16 protein-coding genes are annotated in these 19,587 nt (G+C 71.1%); 7 read left to right on the top strand and 9 right to left on the bottom strand.

What is annotated here, in order from left to right; genetic code table 11:
- Positions 1-108: 108 nt before the first annotated feature.
- Both OG252_RS15205 and OG252_RS15210 read right to left on the bottom strand, forming a co-directional pair.
- Complete coding sequence (locus OG252_RS15205) at positions 109-1,497, bottom strand: M16 family metallopeptidase (RefSeq protein ID WP_266432859.1); 1,389 nt, start codon at positions 1,495-1,497, stop codon at positions 109-111.
- Positions 1,494-2,888, bottom strand: coding sequence for a M16 family metallopeptidase (locus tag OG252_RS15210; protein WP_266432861.1), 1,395 nt, complete (start codon positions 2,886-2,888; stop codon positions 1,494-1,496). Before OG252_RS15210 ends, OG252_RS15205 begins: the two co-directional genes overlap by 4 nt.
- Positions 2,889-3,280: 392 nt before the next feature.
- Here OG252_RS15210 and OG252_RS15215 point away from each other — a divergent pair, with 392 nt between their 5' ends.
- Entirely contained in the window at positions 3,281-5,737 is a 2,457-nt protein-coding gene (locus OG252_RS15215; RefSeq protein ID WP_329336644.1) for a DNA gyrase/topoisomerase IV subunit A, read from the top strand.
- Here OG252_RS15215 and OG252_RS15220 read toward each other — a convergent pair.
- A complete protein-coding gene (locus OG252_RS15220; RefSeq protein WP_329336646.1) occupies positions 5,734-6,786 on the bottom strand; it encodes a CobW family GTP-binding protein in 1,053 nt (350 codons plus the stop codon). The genes OG252_RS15215 and OG252_RS15220 overlap by 4 nt on opposite strands.
- A 319-nt stretch (positions 6,787-7,105) precedes the next feature.
- Here OG252_RS15220 and OG252_RS15225 point away from each other — a divergent pair, with 319 nt between their 5' ends.
- Positions 7,106-7,657 carry a DUF6082 family protein gene (locus OG252_RS15225; RefSeq protein ID WP_266432867.1) on the top strand — a complete coding sequence of 184 codons (552 nt, stop codon included), beginning with the start codon at positions 7,106-7,108 and terminating at the stop codon, positions 7,655-7,657.
- A gap of 91 nt (positions 7,658-7,748) precedes the next feature.
- Positions 7,749-7,985: a hypothetical protein gene (locus tag OG252_RS15230; RefSeq protein WP_266432869.1), complete on the top strand. Its 237-nt coding sequence runs from the start codon at positions 7,749-7,751 to the stop codon at positions 7,983-7,985.
- Between the two features lie 167 nt (positions 7,986-8,152).
- Here the strand turns inward: OG252_RS15230 and OG252_RS15235 are convergent, their stop codons facing one another.
- Positions 8,153-9,319 carry a citrate synthase/methylcitrate synthase gene (locus OG252_RS15235; RefSeq protein WP_266432871.1) on the bottom strand — a complete coding sequence of 389 codons (1,167 nt, stop codon included), beginning with the start codon at positions 9,317-9,319 and terminating at the stop codon, positions 8,153-8,155.
- Between the two features lie 122 nt (positions 9,320-9,441).
- Between OG252_RS15235 and OG252_RS15240 the strand changes: the two genes are divergently transcribed.
- The 4 genes from OG252_RS15240 to OG252_RS15255 all read left to right on the top strand — a co-directional run bounded on the left by OG252_RS15240 (position 9,442) and on the right by OG252_RS15255 (position 14,174).
- Positions 9,442-10,698 (top strand): citrate synthase, encoded by a 1,257-nt coding sequence (locus OG252_RS15240; protein ID WP_329336651.1) that lies wholly within the window; start codon positions 9,442-9,444, stop codon positions 10,696-10,698.
- 54 nt (positions 10,699-10,752) lie between these two features.
- The gene (locus OG252_RS15245; protein WP_266432875.1) at positions 10,753-11,697 is read left to right on the top strand and encodes a sucrase ferredoxin; all 945 of its coding nucleotides are present in this window, start codon (positions 10,753-10,755) and stop codon (positions 11,695-11,697) included.
- Positions 11,698-11,826: 129 nt separating this feature from the next.
- Positions 11,827-13,497 carry an ATP-binding protein gene (locus tag OG252_RS15250; RefSeq protein ID WP_266432877.1) on the top strand — a complete coding sequence of 557 codons (1,671 nt, stop codon included), beginning with the start codon at positions 11,827-11,829 and terminating at the stop codon, positions 13,495-13,497.
- The gene (locus OG252_RS15255; protein ID WP_266432879.1) at positions 13,494-14,174 is read left to right on the top strand and encodes a response regulator; all 681 of its coding nucleotides are present in this window, start codon (positions 13,494-13,496) and stop codon (positions 14,172-14,174) included. Before OG252_RS15250 ends, OG252_RS15255 begins: the two co-directional genes overlap by 4 nt.
- A gap of 100 nt (positions 14,175-14,274) precedes the next feature.
- Here OG252_RS15255 and OG252_RS15260 read toward each other — a convergent pair whose 3' ends face one another.
- The 5 genes from OG252_RS15260 to OG252_RS15280 form a co-directional block, all read right to left on the bottom strand.
- Entirely contained in the window at positions 14,275-15,867 is a 1,593-nt protein-coding gene (locus tag OG252_RS15260) for a solute symporter family protein (protein WP_266432881.1), read from the bottom strand.
- Positions 15,864-16,424 (bottom strand): DUF485 domain-containing protein, encoded by a 561-nt coding sequence (locus tag OG252_RS15265; RefSeq protein ID WP_266432883.1) that lies wholly within the window; start codon positions 16,422-16,424, stop codon positions 15,864-15,866. Before OG252_RS15265 ends, OG252_RS15260 begins: the two co-directional genes overlap by 4 nt.
- Before the next feature lie 69 nt (positions 16,425-16,493).
- Complete coding sequence (locus OG252_RS15270) at positions 16,494-17,177, bottom strand: response regulator transcription factor (RefSeq protein WP_266432885.1); 684 nt, start codon at positions 17,175-17,177, stop codon at positions 16,494-16,496.
- The gene (locus OG252_RS15275; protein WP_266432886.1) at positions 17,174-18,238 is read right to left on the bottom strand and encodes a sensor histidine kinase; all 1,065 of its coding nucleotides are present in this window, start codon (positions 18,236-18,238) and stop codon (positions 17,174-17,176) included. Before OG252_RS15275 ends, OG252_RS15270 begins: the two co-directional genes overlap by 4 nt.
- An 89-nt stretch (positions 18,239-18,327) precedes the next feature.
- Positions 18,328-18,852 carry a DUF1453 domain-containing protein gene (locus tag OG252_RS15280; protein WP_266432888.1) on the bottom strand — a complete coding sequence of 175 codons (525 nt, stop codon included), beginning with the start codon at positions 18,850-18,852 and terminating at the stop codon, positions 18,328-18,330.
- Positions 18,853-19,587 lie beyond the last annotated feature (735 nt).

A 19,587-nucleotide genomic window follows, 5' to 3' on the forward strand; every position in this document is an offset into this window, starting at 1 on the left:
CAGACAGGCAACCTCTCCCTCAATTCGGACATAGGGGGGCCCTGGTGACTCTTGGGTCACCAGGGCCCCTGGACGCGCGTTGGCCCGCTTCGCCACGCGCGCGTGCGCCTACTCCGCCGAAACGACGGTGACTTCGCCGATCCCGAGAGCCTCCACGGGCTCCTTGATCTGCGCCGCGTCCCCGACGAGGACGGTCACCAGACGGTCGACCGGGAAGGCGCTCACGACCGCCGCGGTGGCCTCGACGGTGCCCGTCGCCGCGAGTTGCTGATAGAGCGTCGCCTGGAAGTCGTCCGGCAGGTGCTGCTCGACCTGGTCGGCCAGCGTGCTCGCCACGGCCGCCGCCGTCTCGTACTTCAGCGGCGCCACTCCGACGAGGTTCTGCACGGCGACGTCACGCTCGGCGTCGGTGAGCCCTCCGGAGGCGAGGGTGCGCAGCACCGTCCACAGGTCGTCCAGGGCGGGGCCGGTGTTCGGGGTGTCGACGGAGCCGCTGATCGCCAGCATCGCGGCACCCGTGCCGTCCGGAGCGGAGCGCATGACCTGACCGAACGCCCGCACACCGTAGGTGTAGCCCTTCTCCTCGCGCAGGACGCGGTCCAGGCGGGAGGTGAGGGTGCCGCCCAGGCAGTAGGTGCCGAGCACCTGGGCGGGCCACACGCGATCGTGCCGGTCGGGACCGATACGGCCGATCAGCAGCTGCGTCTGGACGGCGCCGGGGCGGTCCACGATGACGACCCGGCCGGTGTCGTCGGCGGTCACCGGCGGCACGGGACGGAGCTCGGCCGAGGAGCCCGTCCAGGAGCCGAGCGTGTCACCGAGCAGCGCGTCGAGGTCGATGCCGGTGAGGTCGCCGACGACCACGGCGGTGGCGGTGGCGGGGCGGACGTGCTTCTCGTAGAAGCCGCGCACGGCCGCGGAGTCGATCTTCTCGACCGTCTCCTCGGTGCCCTGGCGCGGGCGCGACATGCGCGAGGTGGCCGGGAACAGCTCCTTGGAGAGCTCCTTGGCGGCACGCCGGGACGGGTTGGCCAGCTCGTGCGGGATCTCGTCCAGGCGGTTGCGGACCAGACGTTCGATCTCGCTGTCCGCGAACGCGGGCGCCCTGAGGGCATCGGCGAGCAGGCCGAGCGCCTTGGCCAGGCGGGAGACGGGGACCTCGAGGGAGAGCCGGACGCCGGGGTGGTCGGCGTGCGAGTCGAGGGTGGCGCCGCAGCGCTCCAGCTCGGCGGCGAACTCCTCGGCGGAGTGCTTGTCGGTGCCCTCGGAGAAGGCCCGCGCCATGATCGTGGCGACGCCGTCCAGACCGGCCGGTTCGGCCTCCAGGGGCGCGTCCAGGAGCACCTCCACGGCGACGACCTGCTGGCCGGGGCGGTGGCAGCGCAGGACCGTCAGGCCGTTGTCGAGCGTGCCGCGCTCGGGCGCCGGGAAGGCCCAGGGCCTGGCCTCGCCGGCCTGGGGCTGGGGGTGGAATTCCATCGTGGCGAGCTCGGTCACCGGGCCGCCTCCTCGTTCTTGTCGCCGGCTTCGACCGTGGCCTCGGCCTCGGGGTCTTCAGGGGGATCCGCGTCCTCGGCAGGTTCTCCGGAGATCGGCTCGTAGACGAGCACCGCGCGGTTGTCGGGGCGCAGGCGGGCCTTGGCGATCTGCTGTACCTCCTCGGCCGTCACGTCGAGGACGCGCTGTACGGCGGTCAGGGCGAGCTGCGGGTCGCCGAACAGGACGGCGTACCGGCACAGTTCGTCGGCTCGGCCCGCGACCGTGCCGAGCCGGTCCAGCCACTCGCGCTCCAACTGGGCCTGGGCGCGCTCCATCTCCTCGGCCGTGGGGCCCTCCTGGGCGAACCGGGCGAGCTCCTCGTCGATGGCGGCCTCGATGACCGGCACCTCGACGTCGCCGGAGGTCTTCACGTCCAGCCAGCCCAGGGAGGGCGCCCCGGCCAGCCGCAGCAGACCGAAGCCGGCCGCCACCGCCGTACGGTCACGCCGTACGAGCCGGTTGTAGAGCCGGGACGACTCGCCGCCGCCGAGGACGGTGAGCGCCAGGTCGACCGCGTCGCACGCGCGCGTGCCGTCCTCCGGGAGCCGGTAGGCGGCCATCAACGCGCGCGCGGGGACCTCTTCCTCGACGATCTCGCGCAGCTGCTCACCGATGATCTCGGGCAGCGACCCGTCGCGGGGCGCGGGCTTGCCGTCGTGCGACGCGATGGATCCGAAGTACTTCTCGATCCAGGCGAGCGTCTGCTCCGGGTCGATGTCGCCGACGACCGACAGGACGGCGTTGCCCGGCGCGTAGTACGTGCGGAAGAACGCGCGCGCGTCCTCCAGGGTGGCCGCGTCCAGGTCGGCCATCGAGCCGATCGGGGTGTGGTGGTAGGGGTGGCCCTCCGGGTAGGCGAGGGCGGTGAGCTTCTCGAAGGCGGTGCCGTACGGGACGTTGTCGTAGCGCTGCCGGCGCTCGTTCTTGACGACGTCCCGCTGGTTCTCCATCGACTCGTCGTCGAGGGCGGCCAGCAGCGAGCCCATGCGGTCGGCCTCCAGCCAGAGGGCGAGTTCCAGCTGGTGGGTGGGCATGGTCTCGAAGTAGTTGGTGCGCTCGAAGCTGGTGGTTCCGTTGAGCGAGCCGCCGGCGCCCTGGACCAGCTCGAAGTGGCCGTTGCCCTTGACCTGGCCGGATCCCTGGAACATAAGGTGCTCGAAGAGGTGAGCCAGGCCGGTACGCCCCTTGACTTCGTGGCGCGAGCCGACGTCGTACCAGAGGCACACCGCCGCGACGGGGGTCAGATGGTCCTCGGAGAGCACCACGCGCAGGCCATTGGCCAGGCGGTGCTCGGTCGCTGTCAGTCCGCCGGAGCCTGCCTGGGCTGTGGCCGTGTGACCCATGGGCATGTACGTCCCTTCGATCGCGGTCGCGGTCGCTGAAAACCGCGGTTTTCCTGCCGGTCCTGCCACTGTATGCAGCGTGCGGGCGGTCGGCGAAGTTCCCGGACGACGTACGCCGTCAGCGAGATCGCGTAGCCTGCGGGCAACCGCGGTCAGGCGCCCGCCCGCATTCCGGGCCGGGCAGCCGACAGAGGGCCCTGGCCCGCACTGTCAGTGCCGCGGTCCACAATGGTCCGCGTCAGATCCCGTTCACGCTTCAGCACGAGTGAGCCGAAGGGACGCGGCGGTGTCGAGAGGTCGAGCGCGCTGAGGCCCGAAGGGCTGAGCACGATCGGGTTCCCGAGACCGACCTGAGCGTCCCGTAGGCGAACTACCAGAAACAGGAGGAGCCGGCAGCGATGGCCCGCCGCAGCACGAAGACCCCGCCGCCCGACGACTCGTACGAGGAGAAGATCCTCGACATCGACGTCGTCGACGAGATGCAGGGCTCCTTCCTCGAGTACGCGTACTCGGTCATCTACTCCCGCGCCCTGCCGGACGCCCGCGACGGCCTCAAGCCGGTGCACCGCCGCATCGTCTACCAGATGAACGAGATGGGCCTGCGCCCCGATCGCGGCTATGTGAAGTGCGCCCGGGTCGTCGGCGAGGTCATGGGCAAGCTGCACCCGCACGGCGACGCGTCGATCTACGACGCCCTGGTGCGCATGGCCCAGCCCTTCTCCATGCGCGTCCCGCTGGTCGACGGCCACGGCAACTTCGGCTCGCTGGGCAATGACGACCCGCCGGCCGCCATGCGGTACACCGAGTGCCGCCAGGCCGAGGCGACGAGCCTGATGACCGAGTCGATCGACGAGGACACGGTCGACTTCAACCCCAACTACGACGGCCAGGAGCAGGAGCCGGTGGCGCTGCCGGCCGCCTTCCCGAACCTCCTGGTCAACGGGGCCTCGGGCATCGCGGTCGGCATGGCCACGAACATGCCGCCGCACAACCTGGCCGAGGTCATCGCGGCCGCCCGTCACCTGATCCGCTACCCGAACGCGGACCTCGAAGCCCTGATGCGGCACGTCCCGGGCCCCGACCTGCCCACCGGCGGCCGGATCGTCGGCCTCTCCGGCATCCGGGACGCGTACGAGACGGGCCGCGGCACGTTCAAGATCCGCGCGACGGTGGCCGTTGACAACGTGACGGCGCGCCGCAAGGGCCTGATCGTCACCGAGCTGCCCTTCACGGTCGGTCCCGAGAAGGTCATCGCCAAGATCAAGGACCTGGTCGGCTCGAAGAAACTGCAGGGCATCGCGGACGTCAAGGACCTCACCGACCGGGCGCACGGCCTGCGCCTGGTCATCGAGATCAAGAACGGCTTCGTGCCGGAGGCCGTCCTGGAGCAGCTCTACAAGCTGACGCCCATGGAGGAGTCCTTCGGCGTCAACAACGTGGCGCTGGTGGACGGCCAGCCCCTCACGCTCGGCCTCAAGGAGCTCCTGGAGGTCTACCTCGACCACCGCTTCGAGGTCGTGCGCCGCCGCAGCGAGTTCCGCCGCACCAAGAAGCGGGACCGTCTGCACCTGGTCGAGGGCCTGCTCACCGCGCTGGTGGACATCGACGAGGTCATCCGCCTCATCCGCTCCAGCGACAACTCCGCGCAGGCCAAGCAGCGCCTGATCGAACGCTTCTCGCTGAGCGAGATCCAGACGCAGTACATCCTGGACACGCCGCTGCGCCGCCTCACCAGGTTCGACCGCATCGAGCTGGAGTCGGAGAAGGAGCGGCTGAACGCGGAGATCGCGGAGCTGACCCGGATCCTCGACTCGGACTCCGAGCTGCGCAAGCTGGTCTCCGCCGAACTCGCCGCGGTGGCGAAGAAGTTCGGCACCGAGCGGCGTACGGTCCTGCTGGAGTCGGCGGGCTCCCCGGCGGCCGCCGTGCCCCTCCAGGTGGCCGACGACCCGTGCCGCGTGCTCCTGTCCTCCACGGGCCTGCTGGCCCGTACGGCGAACGGCGAGCCGTTCCCGGAGGACGCCGAGGCCCGGCGCACCAAGCACGACGTGATCGTCTCGGCGGTGCCGGCCACCGCGCGCGGCGAGGTAGGCGTGGTCACGTCCTCCGGACGCCTGCTGCGGGTGAACGTCGTCGACCTGCCCCAGCTCCCGGACACCGCGGCCACGCCGAACCTCTCGGGCGGCGCCCCGGTGGCGGAGTTCGTCTCCCTGGAGGGGGACGAGACGGTGATCTGCCTGACCACGCTCGACGAGTCCTCACCCGGTCTGGCGATCGGCACCGCTCAGGGCATCGTCAAGCGCGTGGTGCCCGACTATCCGACCAACAAGGGCGAGCTGGAGGTCATCACCCTCAAGGAGGGCGACCGGATCGTCGGCGCGGTGGAGCTGCGCACCGGCGAGGAGGACCTGGTCTTCATCACGGACGACGCGCAACTGCTGCGCTACCAGGCCTCCCAGGTCCGCCCCCAGGGCCGCCCGGCCGGCGGCATGACAGGCATCAAGCTCACCGAGGGCGCGAAGGTGATCTCCTTCACGGCCGTCGATCCCGCCGCGGACGCGGTGGTGTTCACGGTCGCGGGCTCGCGCGGCACCCTGGACGACTCCGTCCAGACGACGGCCAAGCTGACCCCGTTCGACCAATATCCGCGCAAGGGCCGGGCCACCGGCGGCGTCCGCTGCCAGCGCTTCCTCAAGGGCGAGGACTGCCTGTCCCTGGCCTGGGCGGGCCCCGTCCCGGCGAAGGCGGCACAGAAGAACGGCACCCCGGCCGACCTCCCGGAGATGGACCCGCGCCGCGACGGCTCGGGTGTGTCGCTGCCGAAGACGGTGTCGGTGGTGGCCGGACCGGTCTAAGGCTCCTCCGGGGCCTCTTCCTCCGGCTCCTGTACGTAGCGCAGAACGCCCCACATGCCGTGCTCGTCGGCGTGTGGGGCGTCGCTCTTGCACGCCTGAAGCTCTTTGCCGAGGGCGGACGCGTCGATACCGGAGCCGATGAGCACCAGTTGGGTGAGGCGGGCCTCGGCGGGTGTCCAGGGCTCCGGATAGAAACGCAGGAACCGCCCGACGGCATGCACTGCATAACGGTTCCCGGAGTCGTTCGGCCCGAAGTCGACGTAGCCCTTGATCCGGTACAGCCCCTCGGGCCTGCTGTCGAGGAACTGCATCAACCGGCGCGGGTCGAGCGGCACTTCGGAGACGAAGGCCACACTGTCGTAGCCGCTGTGCAGGTGCTGGTCGTGGCCGTCCCCGCCCGCGTGGTCGTGCAGGTCGTCGAAGGACAGCTGCCCGATACGTTCCTCGCTGGGCCGGCAGTCGAAGAGGAACTCGGGGTCGACGCGGCCGTAGCGGGCGGGCACGACGGCGGCCCGGTCGACGAGGGACCGGACCAGATCGAGGACCCGCTCGCCGTCGGCGGCCCGGTCGAGCTTGTTGACGACGACGAGGTCGGCGAGGCCGAGGTGCCGGTCGATCTCGGGATGCCGTGCGCGGGTGGCGTCGAACTCGGCGGCGTCGACGACCTCGACCAGCCCGCCGTACACGATCCCCGGATGTTCACTGGCGAGCACCATGCGCACGAGTTCCTGGGGTTCGGCGAGTCCGCTGGCCTCGATCACGATGACGTCGATGCCGAGGGACGGCCGGGCCAGCCGCTCCAGGTACTCGTCCAGCTCACTGGCGTCCACGGCACAGCACAGACACCCGTTCCCGAGGGAGACCGTGGAGTCGCCTAGGGCGCCCGCGACGGCCATCGCGTCGATCTCGATGGACCCGAAGTCGTTGACGACGGCACCGATACGGCTGCCCCCGCTGCGGTGGAGGAGATGGTTGAGCAGCGTGGTCTTGCCGGAACCGAGGAATCCGGCGAGCACGACGACCGGGATCTGGTGCGAGCTCCGACTCAACGCGCTACCTCTCTCACGCCACCGCGTACGCCGGTCCGACCCCCTGCGCACGTCCAAGGATTGAATGCCCACCCAGGATACGAGCCGCAAGAATCGCCGCTGAGTGAACGATTGTTAGCAGTCCTTGCGGGGCAGACGTTGGGGAAGGCGCCGGATTGTGCGACCCTCGCTTCCCTCCGTGCGCCTCCTCTCCGCCTCCCCGCCGATCAGAGCCGCTCGGCATTCTGGGAGACGGCAAGCGCTGCCCACCGCTCGCCGGTCCCCTCCGTCGACCCGCACCCCGACGACCGGCGGACGGCCGCCTGATTCGGGGGTTGACATGGCCACACGGAAGCACACCGCGGGGAGGCTGGGCCCTGCCGCGCTCACTCTCCTGGCTGCCACCGCCACCATGACGGTGGCAGCGCGTCAATGGTGGTTGGAGAAGGCACGTCGGCACGATAGGAGGCTGGAACTCGAGGAGTTGGCGATCCGGCGCAAGGCTCTGGCCCATCAGCAGCGCATGCACTGGGAGTTGCTGGCGAGGGCGATCGACGATCCCTCTCTCGCCGCGGTGATCGACTCCTACGACAAGAGCATCCCGGCGGAGCGGCGCCGTCAGTTCTTCTACGCCAACGCCTGGTACGCCTACCTCTACCACCTCTACCAGGCGGAACTCCTGGGCCGGGAGGAGCTGTACACGCGCCTGCGGGAGTTCTTCCAGAGTCCGGTCTTCCGTGAGTACTGGGAGGCATCGAGGCACATGCGCGCCAGCCTGGACGAGTCGTCCGTGGAAGCGCAGTTGGGGCACATGGTCGATGGCCTCGTCCGGGACTTCGACGAATCCGACACGGACGAGTGGTGGGTCGTCGGTGATCCGCCGACCGAGTGATTTTCTTGCGGTCCGGCCACAGGGGACTCAGAAACACCAGTAACCTGCTCCCCACCACTATGCCCAGACCTTTTCGTAAGGACCGGTACCTTTGAAGATCGTGCGCCGCATCGGTGTGCCTCCCAGCGCCCGAGGCAGTAGTTCAGGAGCTACCTGCCCGGACCTGTTCGAACTCAGCGACGGCAACTTCGCCGTCATCGGCACCGAGGCAACCGAGGCACTGGAGCGTGAACTCCCCGCCGATGCAGCCCGCGCCGACTATGAGCGCATCGTCATCATCAGCAGAGAGACCCTGATTCGCGCCAAGGCGGACATCCCCGACGTCTGACGCCGAGCGAGCCCCCTCTCACCCACACGCGTCCCGCGAAGCTTCCCCGGCCGCACATAACCGCTGAGCGACCTGGGCATCGACCCGGCGAGCAGTTCGTCACCCCGTACCTGCTCGATCATCACCGATGAGGCCTGGCGCCAGAACGGCACCAGGCCACACGTATGTCAGGGCGCCGAAGGCACCACCACCGGCGCCCTGGGCCCCACATACCGCGCCACCGGCCTGATGATCTTCGAGTCCGCCGCCTGTTCCAGGATGTTGGCGCTCCAGCCCACCACGCGCGCCGCCGCGAACGTCGGCGTGAACATCTCGCGTGGCAGCCCGCACAGTTCCATGACCACGCCCGCGTAGAACTCGACGTTGGTGTGGAGTTCCCGGCCCGGCTTCAGTTCGGCGAGGATCCGCTCGACGTGGCGCTCGACCTCGACGGCGAAGTCGACGCGCGGACCGCCGAACCGCCGGCAGACCTCGCGGAGCATCCGGGACCGGGGATCCTCCGTGCGGTAGATCGCATGACCGAAGCCCATGATGCGGTCACCGGCCAGGACCCGCTCGCGAATCCAGGAGTCGATGCGGTCGGGCGTCCCGATCGCGTCCAGGGTGTCCAGCGCACGACTGGGCGCACCCCCGTGCAGGGGTCCGGACAACGCCCCCACCGCCCCCACGAGACACGCCGCCACATCGGCACCGGTCGAAGCGATGACCCGGGCCGTGAAGGTTGATGCGTTGAAGCCGTGATCAATGGTTGAAATCAAGTACTGCTCCACCGCCCGGGCCCGCGCCGACTCCGGCTCCGAACCCGTCAGCATGTAGAGGTAGTTCGCCGCGTACGACAGGTCCTCGCGCGGCTCCACCGGCTCCAGCCCCGCGCCCAGTCTGTGCAGCGCGGTGAGCAGCGTCGGTACGGCCGCCGCCGCGACGACGGTGTCCTGGCGACGTCGGTCCGGGGCGAGGTCGTACACCGGGCGGAAGCCCTTCGCCGAGCCGAGCAGCGACAGCGCGGTCCGCATCCCGGCGAGCGGGCCGGAGCCCGCGCCGGCCGCGGCGATGGCGGGCAGCGCGGCCAGCACCTCGTCGGGCAGCCGCCGCAGCGCGGCGGTCTCGGCGGCGAAGGCGGCGCCGCGTTCCGCGTCCGGCAGTGCGCCGTGGATCAGCAGATGCCAGACGTCCTCGAAGCTGCGGGTCTGCGCGAGTTCGACGGCCGAGTACTGGCGGTAGTGGTAAAAGCCCTCGCGTCCCCGTACGTCACCGATCTCGGTGTCGGTGACGACGACGCCCGCGAGTCCCCGCGGTACGTCGACCAGAGCGGCCGCTGACCTGTTGACGGACATGATTCCTCCCTCGAATTGATTTGACTGTCCATGCTTGACTGATTTCCTGTCAATATTGATTGAATCAATACGAGTGATCAATATCCGATCAATGAACCGAGCTGCGGATACGGTGACGTCCTATGCGCGATCAAGAACCCCTCCCCGGCCCCGCCGGACAGCGGCTGAGCACCAAGGAGGCCGCCGAGCTGCTCGGCGTGAAGCCCGAGACCGTGTACGCCTACGTGAGCCGCGGCCAGCTCTCCAGCCGACGCGTGCCCGGCGGCCGGGGCAGCACCTTCGACGCCAAGGAGGTGGAGGCGCTCGCCCGGCGCAACAGGCGGGACGGCGGCGGGAGTTCCGGCTCCGGAGGCGAACTGTCCGTACGGACACGCATCACGTTGATCGAGGCGGACCGGTACTACTTCCGGGGCGTCGACGCCATCGAACTGGCCGCACGGCACTCCTACGAAGAGGTCGCCGAGTGGCTGTGGACAGGTCGGCCCCGACCCGGCGCCACCTTCACGGCGCCCGAGGCCGCCGTCGCCGTCGCCCGCCGTGCCGTGAACGCGCTGCCCGAGCACGCCGCTCCCACCGACCGGTTGCGGGTCGCGGCGATCGCCGCCTCGGCCGCGGATCCGCTGCGCTTCGACCTCTCCGAGGAAGCCGTGCTCGGCACGGCGCGCGTGCTCATCCCCACACTGGTCGCCGCCCTGCCGCCGGTCCTGCACGACCGGGACGACGGCGGCCCCCTCGCCCACCGGCTGTGGACACGGCTCAGCGGCCGGCCCGCCGACGATGCCTCTCTGCGCGCCCTGGACACCGCGCTCGCCCTCCTCGCCGACCACGACCTCGCCGCGTCGACCCTCGCCGTCCGTGTCGCCGCGTCGGCCCGAGCGCACCCCTACGCGGCCGTCTCCGCCGGGCTCGGCGTGATCGAGGGGCCCCTGCACGGCGCGGCCGGCGGGCTGGCCCACAAGCTGCTGCTCGACGTGCTCGACCAGGGCAGCGCGGTCCCCGTGATCGCGGACGAACTGCGGGCCGGCCGCCGTATTCCGGGGCTGGGCCATCGCCTCTACCCCGGCGAGGACCCACGCGCGCGTGCCCTGTTCGGCCTGCTGGAGCAGATCCCCGGGGCCGAGCCCGCCCTCGCCGCCGCCCACGACATCGTGGCCACCACCGCCCGCCACGCCCCCCTGCACGCCAATGTCGACCTGGCCCTCGCCGTCCTCACCGCCTCCTCCGGCATGCCCGCCACGGCGGCCGAGACGATCTTCGCGGTGGCCCGAACGGCGGGCTGGATCGCCCACGCCCTGGAGGAGTACGGGGAGCGCCCCCTGCGGATGCGCCCCAGCGGCCACTACGTCGGTCCCAGGCCGCCGCAACCCCTCCCGGAGTAGGCCACACCCGGGTCCGGAAGTCACCCTGCCTCAAGTCAGGTTAGGCTCACCTCTGTGAGTACGTGCTCAACCGTCTCCCAGGAGCTCGACGAGCCCATTTCCGGGACCGCGGCCACAGCGAGGACCTGGCTGCTGCTGGAGCAGCCCGGCCCCTGGGGTGCCAAGGCGCTCACCTCGAGCCACCTGGACCCCGCACTGGGACGTGCCCTGGAAGCGGCCGCGAAGGGCACGGACGTACGCGTCGCGCTGATCCGCCGCCCCGGGCGGCACGCCGACAGCGGCACGCCGACCACGCGTCACGTGTACGCCGCGCACACCCTGCCCGGCAACGCGTGGCTGCGCTCCGCCACCACCCGCGACCCGCGGGAACTGCTCGACCTCGACTTCGCCGCGCTCGGCACGGGCGACCACAGCAGTTTCGACACGGCGCTCGACGGGCGGCCGCACACCGGCGAGCCGCTCGCCCTCGTATGCACCAACGGCAAGCGCGACCGCTGCTGCGCGCTCCTCGGCCGCCCGCTGGCCGCCGAGCTGGCCGCGTCCGGCGTCGGGGGCACCTGGGAAGTCACCCATCTGGGTGGTCATCGCTTCTCGCCGACACTCCTCGTCCTGCCGTACGGATACGCCTACGGCCGGGCCGAGGCCCATGCCGTCAAGGAGATCCTGCACAGCGTCCAGGAGGGGCGGATCGTCGTGGAGGGGTGCCGCGGGAACTCGGCCTGGGAGCGGCCCGGCCAGGCGGCCGAACTGGCCGTGCGCTCGGCCACGGGCGAGTACGCGGCGGACGCCCTCGCCGTCGTCCGCACGGAAGGCGCGGCGCCGCGCTGGGAGGTGACCGTCGCCCACGCCGACGGACGCCGCTGGCGTGTCGTGGTGGCCCAGAGCGCGTCCCTGCCGGCCCGCGCGGAGAGCTGCGGAGCGTCGGTGCTCGGCTCGCCCGCGCGCATGGACGTGGTCGCGGTGCGCGAGCTGACGGCGGCGACGGCGCTCGCGAGCTGAGGGCACACGCACCGACTTCACCGAGCCCTGTCGCACCACATACGTCATCCAGGCGTCTCACATATTGATCAAGTAATCCACGCCACACCCCCTGCGGCAGCCAAGACCCACCCACGTACCGTCATGGGTATGAGCCGCACTTCCCCCGCCCGCCGCCTGCGCCTCGGCCTGCCGCGGCGCGTGTTCTCGCAGGTGCTGCTGATGCAGCTGGCGATCGCCGCGGGCGTCGCGGTGCTCGCGACCGGACTCTTCCTCGCGCCGCTCAGCGACCAGCTGGACGACCAGGCGATGCGCCGTGCGCTCGCGATCGCGCAGACCACCGCCGCCGAGCCGCGGATCGCCGAAGAGGTCAAGAACACGCCTCCGACAGCCGACGGGCCCGTCCAGAGGGCGGCGGAGCGGATCCGCGAGACCACCAGGGCCGAGTACGTCGTGGTGATGGACTGGCGGGGCGTGCGCTGGTCGCACCCCACCCCCGACCAGGTCGGCAGGACCGTCTCGACCGACCCCGGCCAGGCTCTCGCCGGCAAGGAGGTCATGGAGATCGACAGTGGCACCCTGGGCCGCTCCGCCCGCGGCAAGGTGCCGCTGCGCGACAGCGACGGCGACATCGTCGGCGCCGTCTCGGTCGGCATCGCGTACGACAGCGTGCGCGCGCGGCTGATCCACGCGATCCCGGGGCTGTTCGCGTACGCCGGCGGCGCCCTGGCCGTCGGTGCGCTGGCCGCCTGGCTCATCTCCCGCCGGGTCCATCGGCAGACCCGGGACCTGGCCTTCTCGGACATCTCGGGCCTGCTCGCGGAGCGCGAGGCCATGCTGCACGGCATCCGGGAGGGCGTCGTCGCCCTGGACCGCACCGGCCGCGTGCGCCTGCTCAACGACGAGGCGCAGCGCCTGCTGGGCATCGGCGACGAGGCCGTCGGCCGCTCCCCGGACGAGGCGCTCGGCGAGGGCCGTACGGCCGACGTGCTCGCCGGCCGGGTGACGGGCACCGACCTGCTCACCGTACGTGGCCAGCGGGTGCTGGTCGCCAACCGCATGCCCACCGACGACGGCGGCGCCGTCGCCACCCTGCGCGACCGCACCGAACTGGAGCAGTTGGGCCGGGAACTCGACTCCACGCAGGGGCTGATCGACGCGCTGCGCGCCCAGGACCACGAGCACGCCAACCGCATGCACACGCTCCTCGGACTGCTCGAACTGGAGATGTACGACGACGCCGTGGACTTCGTCGGCGAGGTCGTCGGCGACCACCGCGCCACCGCCGAACAGGTCACCGAGAAGATCCAGGACCCCCTGCTCGCCGCTCTGCTGGTCGGCAAGGCGACCGTCGCGGCCGAGCGCGGGGTCGCCCTGTGGGTCTCGGACCGGACCCGGCTCCCGGACCGGCTGGTCGACCCGGGTGGGCTGGTCACCATCCTCGGCAACCTGGTCGACAACGCGCTGGACGCCGTCGCGGGCACGCCGCACGCGCGCGTGGAGGTCGAGTTGCGCGCGGAGGGGCGTACCGCCGTCCTCAGGGTGCGCGACACGGGGCCCGGAGTCCCGGTGGAGCACCGCGAGCTGGTCTTCACCGAGGGCTGGTCCACGAAGAAGCCGCCGGCCCACCGGAACCGCGGCATCGGGCTCTCCCTTGTGCGCAGGCTCGCCGAACGCCAGGGTGGCAGCGCCAGGGTCGGCGAGGCGGGCGGCGGGGGCGCGGAGTTCACGGTCGTCCTGCCCGACGCCCTGGCCGAGCCGGAACCGGCCCTCACGGCGCCGCAGGCCCAGCCGTCCGCCACCGAGGAGGAGTCGCGATGATCGAGGTCCTGGTCGTGGACGACGACATCCGGGTCGCGCGGGTCAACGCCGCCTACGTCGAGAAGGTCCCGGGCTTCCATGTGGCCGGCGAGGCGCACAGCGCGGCCGAGGCGCTGAGCCAGTTGGAGGCGCTGCCCCAGGTGGACCTGATCCTCCTGGACCACTACCTGCCCGACGAGACGGGCCTCACGGTCGTCCAGGAAATGCGCCGACGTGGCCACCAGACCGATGTGATCATGGTGACGGCGGCGCGGGACGTCTCGACCGTACAGGCCGCGATGCGACAGGGCGCGCTGCAGTACCTGGTCAAGCCGTTCGCCTTCGCGGGCCTGCGCGCCAAACTGGAGGCATACGCGCAGCTGCGCCGCACCCTCGAAGGCGGCGGCGAGGCCGAACAGGCCGAGGTCGACCGCATCTTCGGCGCCCTGTCCACACCGTCGGAGCCCACCCTCCCCAAGGGCCACTCCCCCACCACCGCGGAACTCGTACGACGCTCCCTGATGAACGCCGAAGGCCCCCTGTCGGCCCAGGAGATCGCCGAACGCACCGGAGTGAGCCGCCAGACCGCCCAGCGCTATCTGAAGCTCCTGGAGCGCACGGGGCGGGCCAGACTCACCCTCAAGTACGGCGACGCGGGCCGCCCGGAGCACCGCTATGTGTGGGCGACCCACGGCTGAGGGCCGGCCGGTGGGTGCAACCGCGGCTGAGGGCCGGCCGGTGGGTGCGACCGCTGCATCCGGGTGAGCCCCTGCCGTACGACGGTGACAGCGCCGCCCCTTACACGGCCCCCGCTCCGGTCAGCGATCGCACCTCGGTCTCCGCGTGTTTGGCCTCGTCGGGCAGTTCCGCCGAGGTGACCGTGCCGAGCCAGCCCGCGACGAAGCCCAGCGGGATCGAGACGAGGCCGGGGTTCTGCAGCGGGAAGAACTGGAAGTCGACGCCCGGGAACAGTGACTCGGGGCTGCCGGACACCACCGGCGACAGCACCACGAGCACGACGGCCGGGATCAGCCCGCCGTAGACGGCCCACACGGCGCCGCGCGTGGTGAAGCCGCGCCAGAACAGCGAGTAGAGCAGCACCGGCAGATTGGCGGACGCGGCGACGGCGAACGCGAGTCCCACGAGGAACGCCACGTTCAGATCGCGTGCCAGCAGACCGAGGGCGATCGCGACCACCCCGATGCCGACGGCCGCGGCGCGGGCGACGGCCACTTCGCTGCGCGGCTTGGCATGGGGACGCCGCAGTGAGGCGTACAGGTCGTGGGCGACGGACGCGGAGGAGGCGAGCGTGATCCCGGCGACCACAGCGAGGATCGTGGCGAAGGCGACGGCGGCCACGATCGCGAAGAGAACCGTTCCTCCCGTCGAGTCCGCGCCGCCGCCCAGGTCGAGTGCCAGCAGCGGAACCGCCGTGTTCCCGGCCGCGTTGGATCCCCGTACCGCCTCCGGCCCCACGATCGCCGCCGCGCCGAACCCGAGGACGATCGTCATCAGGTAGAAACCGCCGATGAGCCCGATCGACCAGACGACCGAGCGCCGGGCGGCCCGCGCGGTGGGCACGGTGTAGAAGCGGGACAGGATGTGCGGCAGCCCGGCCGTGCCCAGCACCAGCGCGAGTCCCAGGCTGATGAAGTCGAAGCGGGCGGTCCAGTCCCCGCCGTACCTCAGACCGGGTGCCAGGAAGCTCTCACCGTGACCACTGCGCTCCGCCGCCGTGCGCAGCAGTTGGTCGAAGTCGCCGTGGAACCGCACCAGGACGAGCACGGTCAGCGTGACGGTGCCGGCCAGCAGCAGGACCGCCTTCACGATCTGGATCCAGGTGGTGGCCCGCATCCCTCCAAACGACACATAGATCACCATGAGCGCGCCGACCCCGATGACCGTCCAGGTCCGCGCCGCCCCGCTGGTGCCTCCGAGCAGCAGCGCGACCAGACTGCCCGCTCCCACCATCTGCGCCACCAGATACAGAACGGACACGGTGACCGAGGAGGTTCCCGCCGCGATCCGCACGGGCCGCTCGCTCATCCGCGCCGCGACCACGTCGGCGAGCGTGAACCGCCCGCAGTTGCGCACCAGTTCGGCGACGAGGAACAGCACGACGAGCCAGGCCACGAGAAAGCCCACCGAGTACAGCAGCCCGTCGTAGCCGTAGAGGGCGATCAGTCCGGAGATACCGAGGAACGAGGCGGCCGACATGTAGTCACCCGCGATGGCAAAACCATTCTCCATCGGGGAGAAGAGCCGGCCCCCCGCGTAGAACTCCTCCGCCGAGCCGTGCCGGTGACGGCTCACCCATGTCGTGATCCCCAGCGTCACGGCGACGAACACACTGAACAGAAGCAACGCCAGCGTCTGATGGTCCCCCGTCACGACACACCGCCCCGGATGCCGCGTGTCAGTTCCTGGGTGTCCCACCGCAGTTCGAGCGCGGCCCGGTCCCGGCGCAGCCGCGCGTGCCGCGCATAGGCCCAGGTGAACAGGAAGGTCGTGAGGAACTGCCCCAGGCCCGCCAGCATCGCCACGTTCACAGCACCCGCCACGGGACGTGCCATCAGCCCGGGTGCCGTCGTCGCGGTCACGACATAGGCGAGGTACCAGAGGAAGAACACAACGACCGCCGGCACCACGAATCGCCGGTATCGACTGCGCACCTCCTGAAAGGCCGCACTGCGCTGCACTTCCAGGTACACCTCGGCCGCCGCGACAGCTGGGGCCTCCTCCTCGCGCGGCGCCTGCGAAACCGCGGGCACGGGCGCGCCGGCACCACCCGACTCGCCCCAGCCGGAGGCCAGTGCGTCGTACCAGGGGTCGTCGTACCTCACCTGTCCGGGCCCGCCGGCGGGCACCGGAACATGACTCTCGTGGTTGTCGACCGAACTCTCGGCACCACCGCCGCCTCCGCGGGAGCGACCGTTGCTTGACTGCATGCCCAAGGATGGACAGAACGGGAAGATCCCCGACTCTTCTTCCCCGCGCTCTTCACCCCATCAGGTGACTCACCCCCTCGGTGGCCGTACAAGCCCCTTCCCGTACGCGTAACGCACCGCCTGCGCACGGTCCTTGAGACCCGTCTTGGCGAAGAGGTTGTTGATGTGGGTCTTCACCGTCGCCGTGGAGACGTGCAACCGACGGGCGATCTCCTGATTGTTGAGACCCTCGGCGATCAGCACCACCACCTCGGTCTCCCGGACAGTGAGCCCGTCCGACGCCCCGACGGGCACCACCGATGCCGGCTCGGGCTCCGACAGCCTCTCCAACAGCCGCCGTTGGATGCTCGGCGCCAGCCCCGCGTCCCCGGACAGCACACTCCGCACGGCCCGCACGATCTCCTCACCCCCCGCATCCTTGGTCAGATAGCCACGCGCCCCCGCTCGCAGCGCCGGGAACAGCGACTCGTCGTCCGCGTACGTCGTCAGCACCACGACCTGCGTCCCGGGGTGCTCAGCCCGGATACGACGGGTCGCCTCGACCCCGTCGCAGCGGGGCATGCGCAGATCCATCAGCACCACGTCCGGGGCGAGTTCGGCAACGAGCTTCACCGCCTCGTCGCCATCCCCCGCGGCTCCGATGACCTCGATTCCGGGCAGCAGCCCCAGCAGCATCACAATGCCCTCGCGGACCACGGTCTGGTCGTCCACGACCAGCACCCGGGCCGCCTTCTCCCCCGGCCCCGCTGTCATACGGGCACCTGCAACATCACCACGAACCCCTCCTCGCCCGGCCCGGCCTCCAGCGAGCCGCCCAGCAGCTCGGCACGCTCCCGCATGCCCAGCAGACCGTACCCGGCGCCGCTCCCGCCGAGTTCGCCCGGCGAGCCGCCCGAGTCCCGCACGACCAGCGTCACCTGATGCTCGCCGTACTCCAGCCTCACCTGCACCTTCGCCCCCGGCGCATGCTTGCGGACGTTGGTCAGGGCCTCCTGAGCGACCCTCCGCACGGCCTGCGACGCCTCGGCCGGCAGAGGTCTGCGCTCACCCGAAATGGTGGCCTCGGCGCCGTCGGCCGTACCGACGAGCTGGGACAGGAAGTCCTCCAGCGGGGTCAACTCGCCACGCAGGGCCGACAGCGACTGCCGGGTCTCGGCGAGGCCGTCGCGGGCCATTCCCCGCGCCGCCACCACCCGCTCGAGAATCTGCTCCCGGTCAGCCCCTCCCTCGATCAGCAGCCGGGCCGCCTCCAGGTGCACGAGTTGCGCCGAGAGGCTGTGGGCCAGCGCGTCATGAATCTCCCGTGCGATACGCGCCCGCTCCGCGAGTGCCGCCGACTCCGCCTCGGCCGCCCGCGCGGCACGCTCCTGGTCGAGCAGCCGCTGGGCGTTGCCACGGGCCTCGGCGTCCAGCCGCAGGACGTATCCGGCGAGGGCGAGCCCCGCTGTCGTGACCGCCGTGGTCAGCCAGGGGTCGTCATTGACCGCGGCGTACGAGGTGAGGGCGACCGCGGTCACCGGCAGGGCGGCCACAAGAGGCAGCCGCTCCAGGGCGGTGACGGCACACCCGCACCACAGGACGAGGGCGGGAACCCTGAAGTCGGCGGTCTGGGCAACCACCGCGACCCCCAGGAGCACGGTGGTGAGAGCCAGGGAGGGCCAGAGCCGGTGCGCGAGGGTGGTGCGGTAGAGGGCCCAGGCCACGAACGCCGCCAGCAGGACGGCCGCCGCTGCCCCGACCGCACCCCAGCCGTGCACCTGGCTGCTCGTGAAGACGCCCCACAGGAGCATGCCCAGCACCAGGCTCCGTGTCACCCACCCGATCAGACGCCGAGGGCCCGAGGCCGCCCCGCGCCCGAGTGCCTCCCGGGAGGGCCAGCGTGTCCAGACGTTCTCCGTCTCCGTCACACCCGTTCCTTCCACGCGGGCGGGGACATTCGGTCACCGTACGCCGTATCGGGAACGGCAGCCGGGTGGAGGGACTGGGCCCGCCGGGCGAGTATCCCGGAGCGGACCAGAAGCGTGGCCGCCAGGGCGAGCAGCAGGGCGGAGGAGTCCTGGTGAATGCCGAGCGCCGCACCGAGCGCGAAGAGGCCGACCCGCAATCCGATGCCGACGACCCAGACCACTCCGCTCGCCGTGGTGCTCTTGCTCCACACCGCGCCGTTCGGCTCCACCCATATTCGGGTGGTCCGGGCCCAGCCGGCTCCGATGCCGAGGCCCGTGATCAATTCGGCGACGAGCAGGGCGACCGATGCCGCGGGGTGGTGGGCGTCGACCATGTGCGGCTCGCGGAGCGCGACGACGGCCAGGACCGCGGGCAGGAGCCACCATCGCCGCTGGGTGTCGATCCGTCCAGGGCGGAACTGCCGGACGGCCACCAGGACGACCACGGCCACGATCATCAACGCGTCGACGAGCCCGGGCATCGGAGCCTCCGTAGCGGGGAAGGGCGAGATCGACAGCGAGCGCTGCCGACGCCTTCGACGCTACGTATTTGCGCAGGTCGACAGATCGGACCCGGGGTGGATCATGGGTGGATCCCCGACGACCGCTGACGTCCACCCGCGGGTGGAGACACCGCCAGGTGGCCCTCCCTGCCTCGGAGTCCGCGCGGCTTCGCGCACACATCGGGCTCGACCGCCCGCCGGACTCGCGGGCCCGTGCAAGCCGCCGCGATCGGCACGGCCATGGCCGCCGTCCGGCCGCGCCTGCCTCTGCACACTGCGCGTCGTGCCATACGCCGGGATTGCGAACCGAGTCGGGCACCCAAGCCCCGCCCCGACGGCCCCGACGGCCCCGACGGCCCCGACGGCCGGTCTGGGCCAGCCTGGCGGGGCAGGGTCGATACACCGGTGGCGAAGCCGTGAGCCTCACAGTCGAACGGCCCCCGCAGTTGAATGGCCCCCGCAGTCGAACGACACAGTCGGCAAGACACGCACCCGCACCCGCACCCGCACCCGCACCCGCCCGATCGTGGCTGAAAATCTCACCCTGACCAGACCGGAACCACACATCCCATTCCAGCCGGACCTGGTCCGCCCACGTCACCCCCGACCGGGCAAGCCAACTCCTCGCGCCGCCCCGGCGCCAGAGCCGCAGTCACTCCAGCCTGGCGGCCCAGGCCGCACGCCCCGAGGCGCACCACCGGGACCACCCGGACC

Origin of the sequence: Streptomyces sp. NBC_01352, assembly GCF_036237295.1 — a bacterium.
Lineage (GTDB): Bacteria > Actinomycetota > Actinomycetes > Streptomycetales > Streptomycetaceae > Streptomyces > Streptomyces plumbiresistens.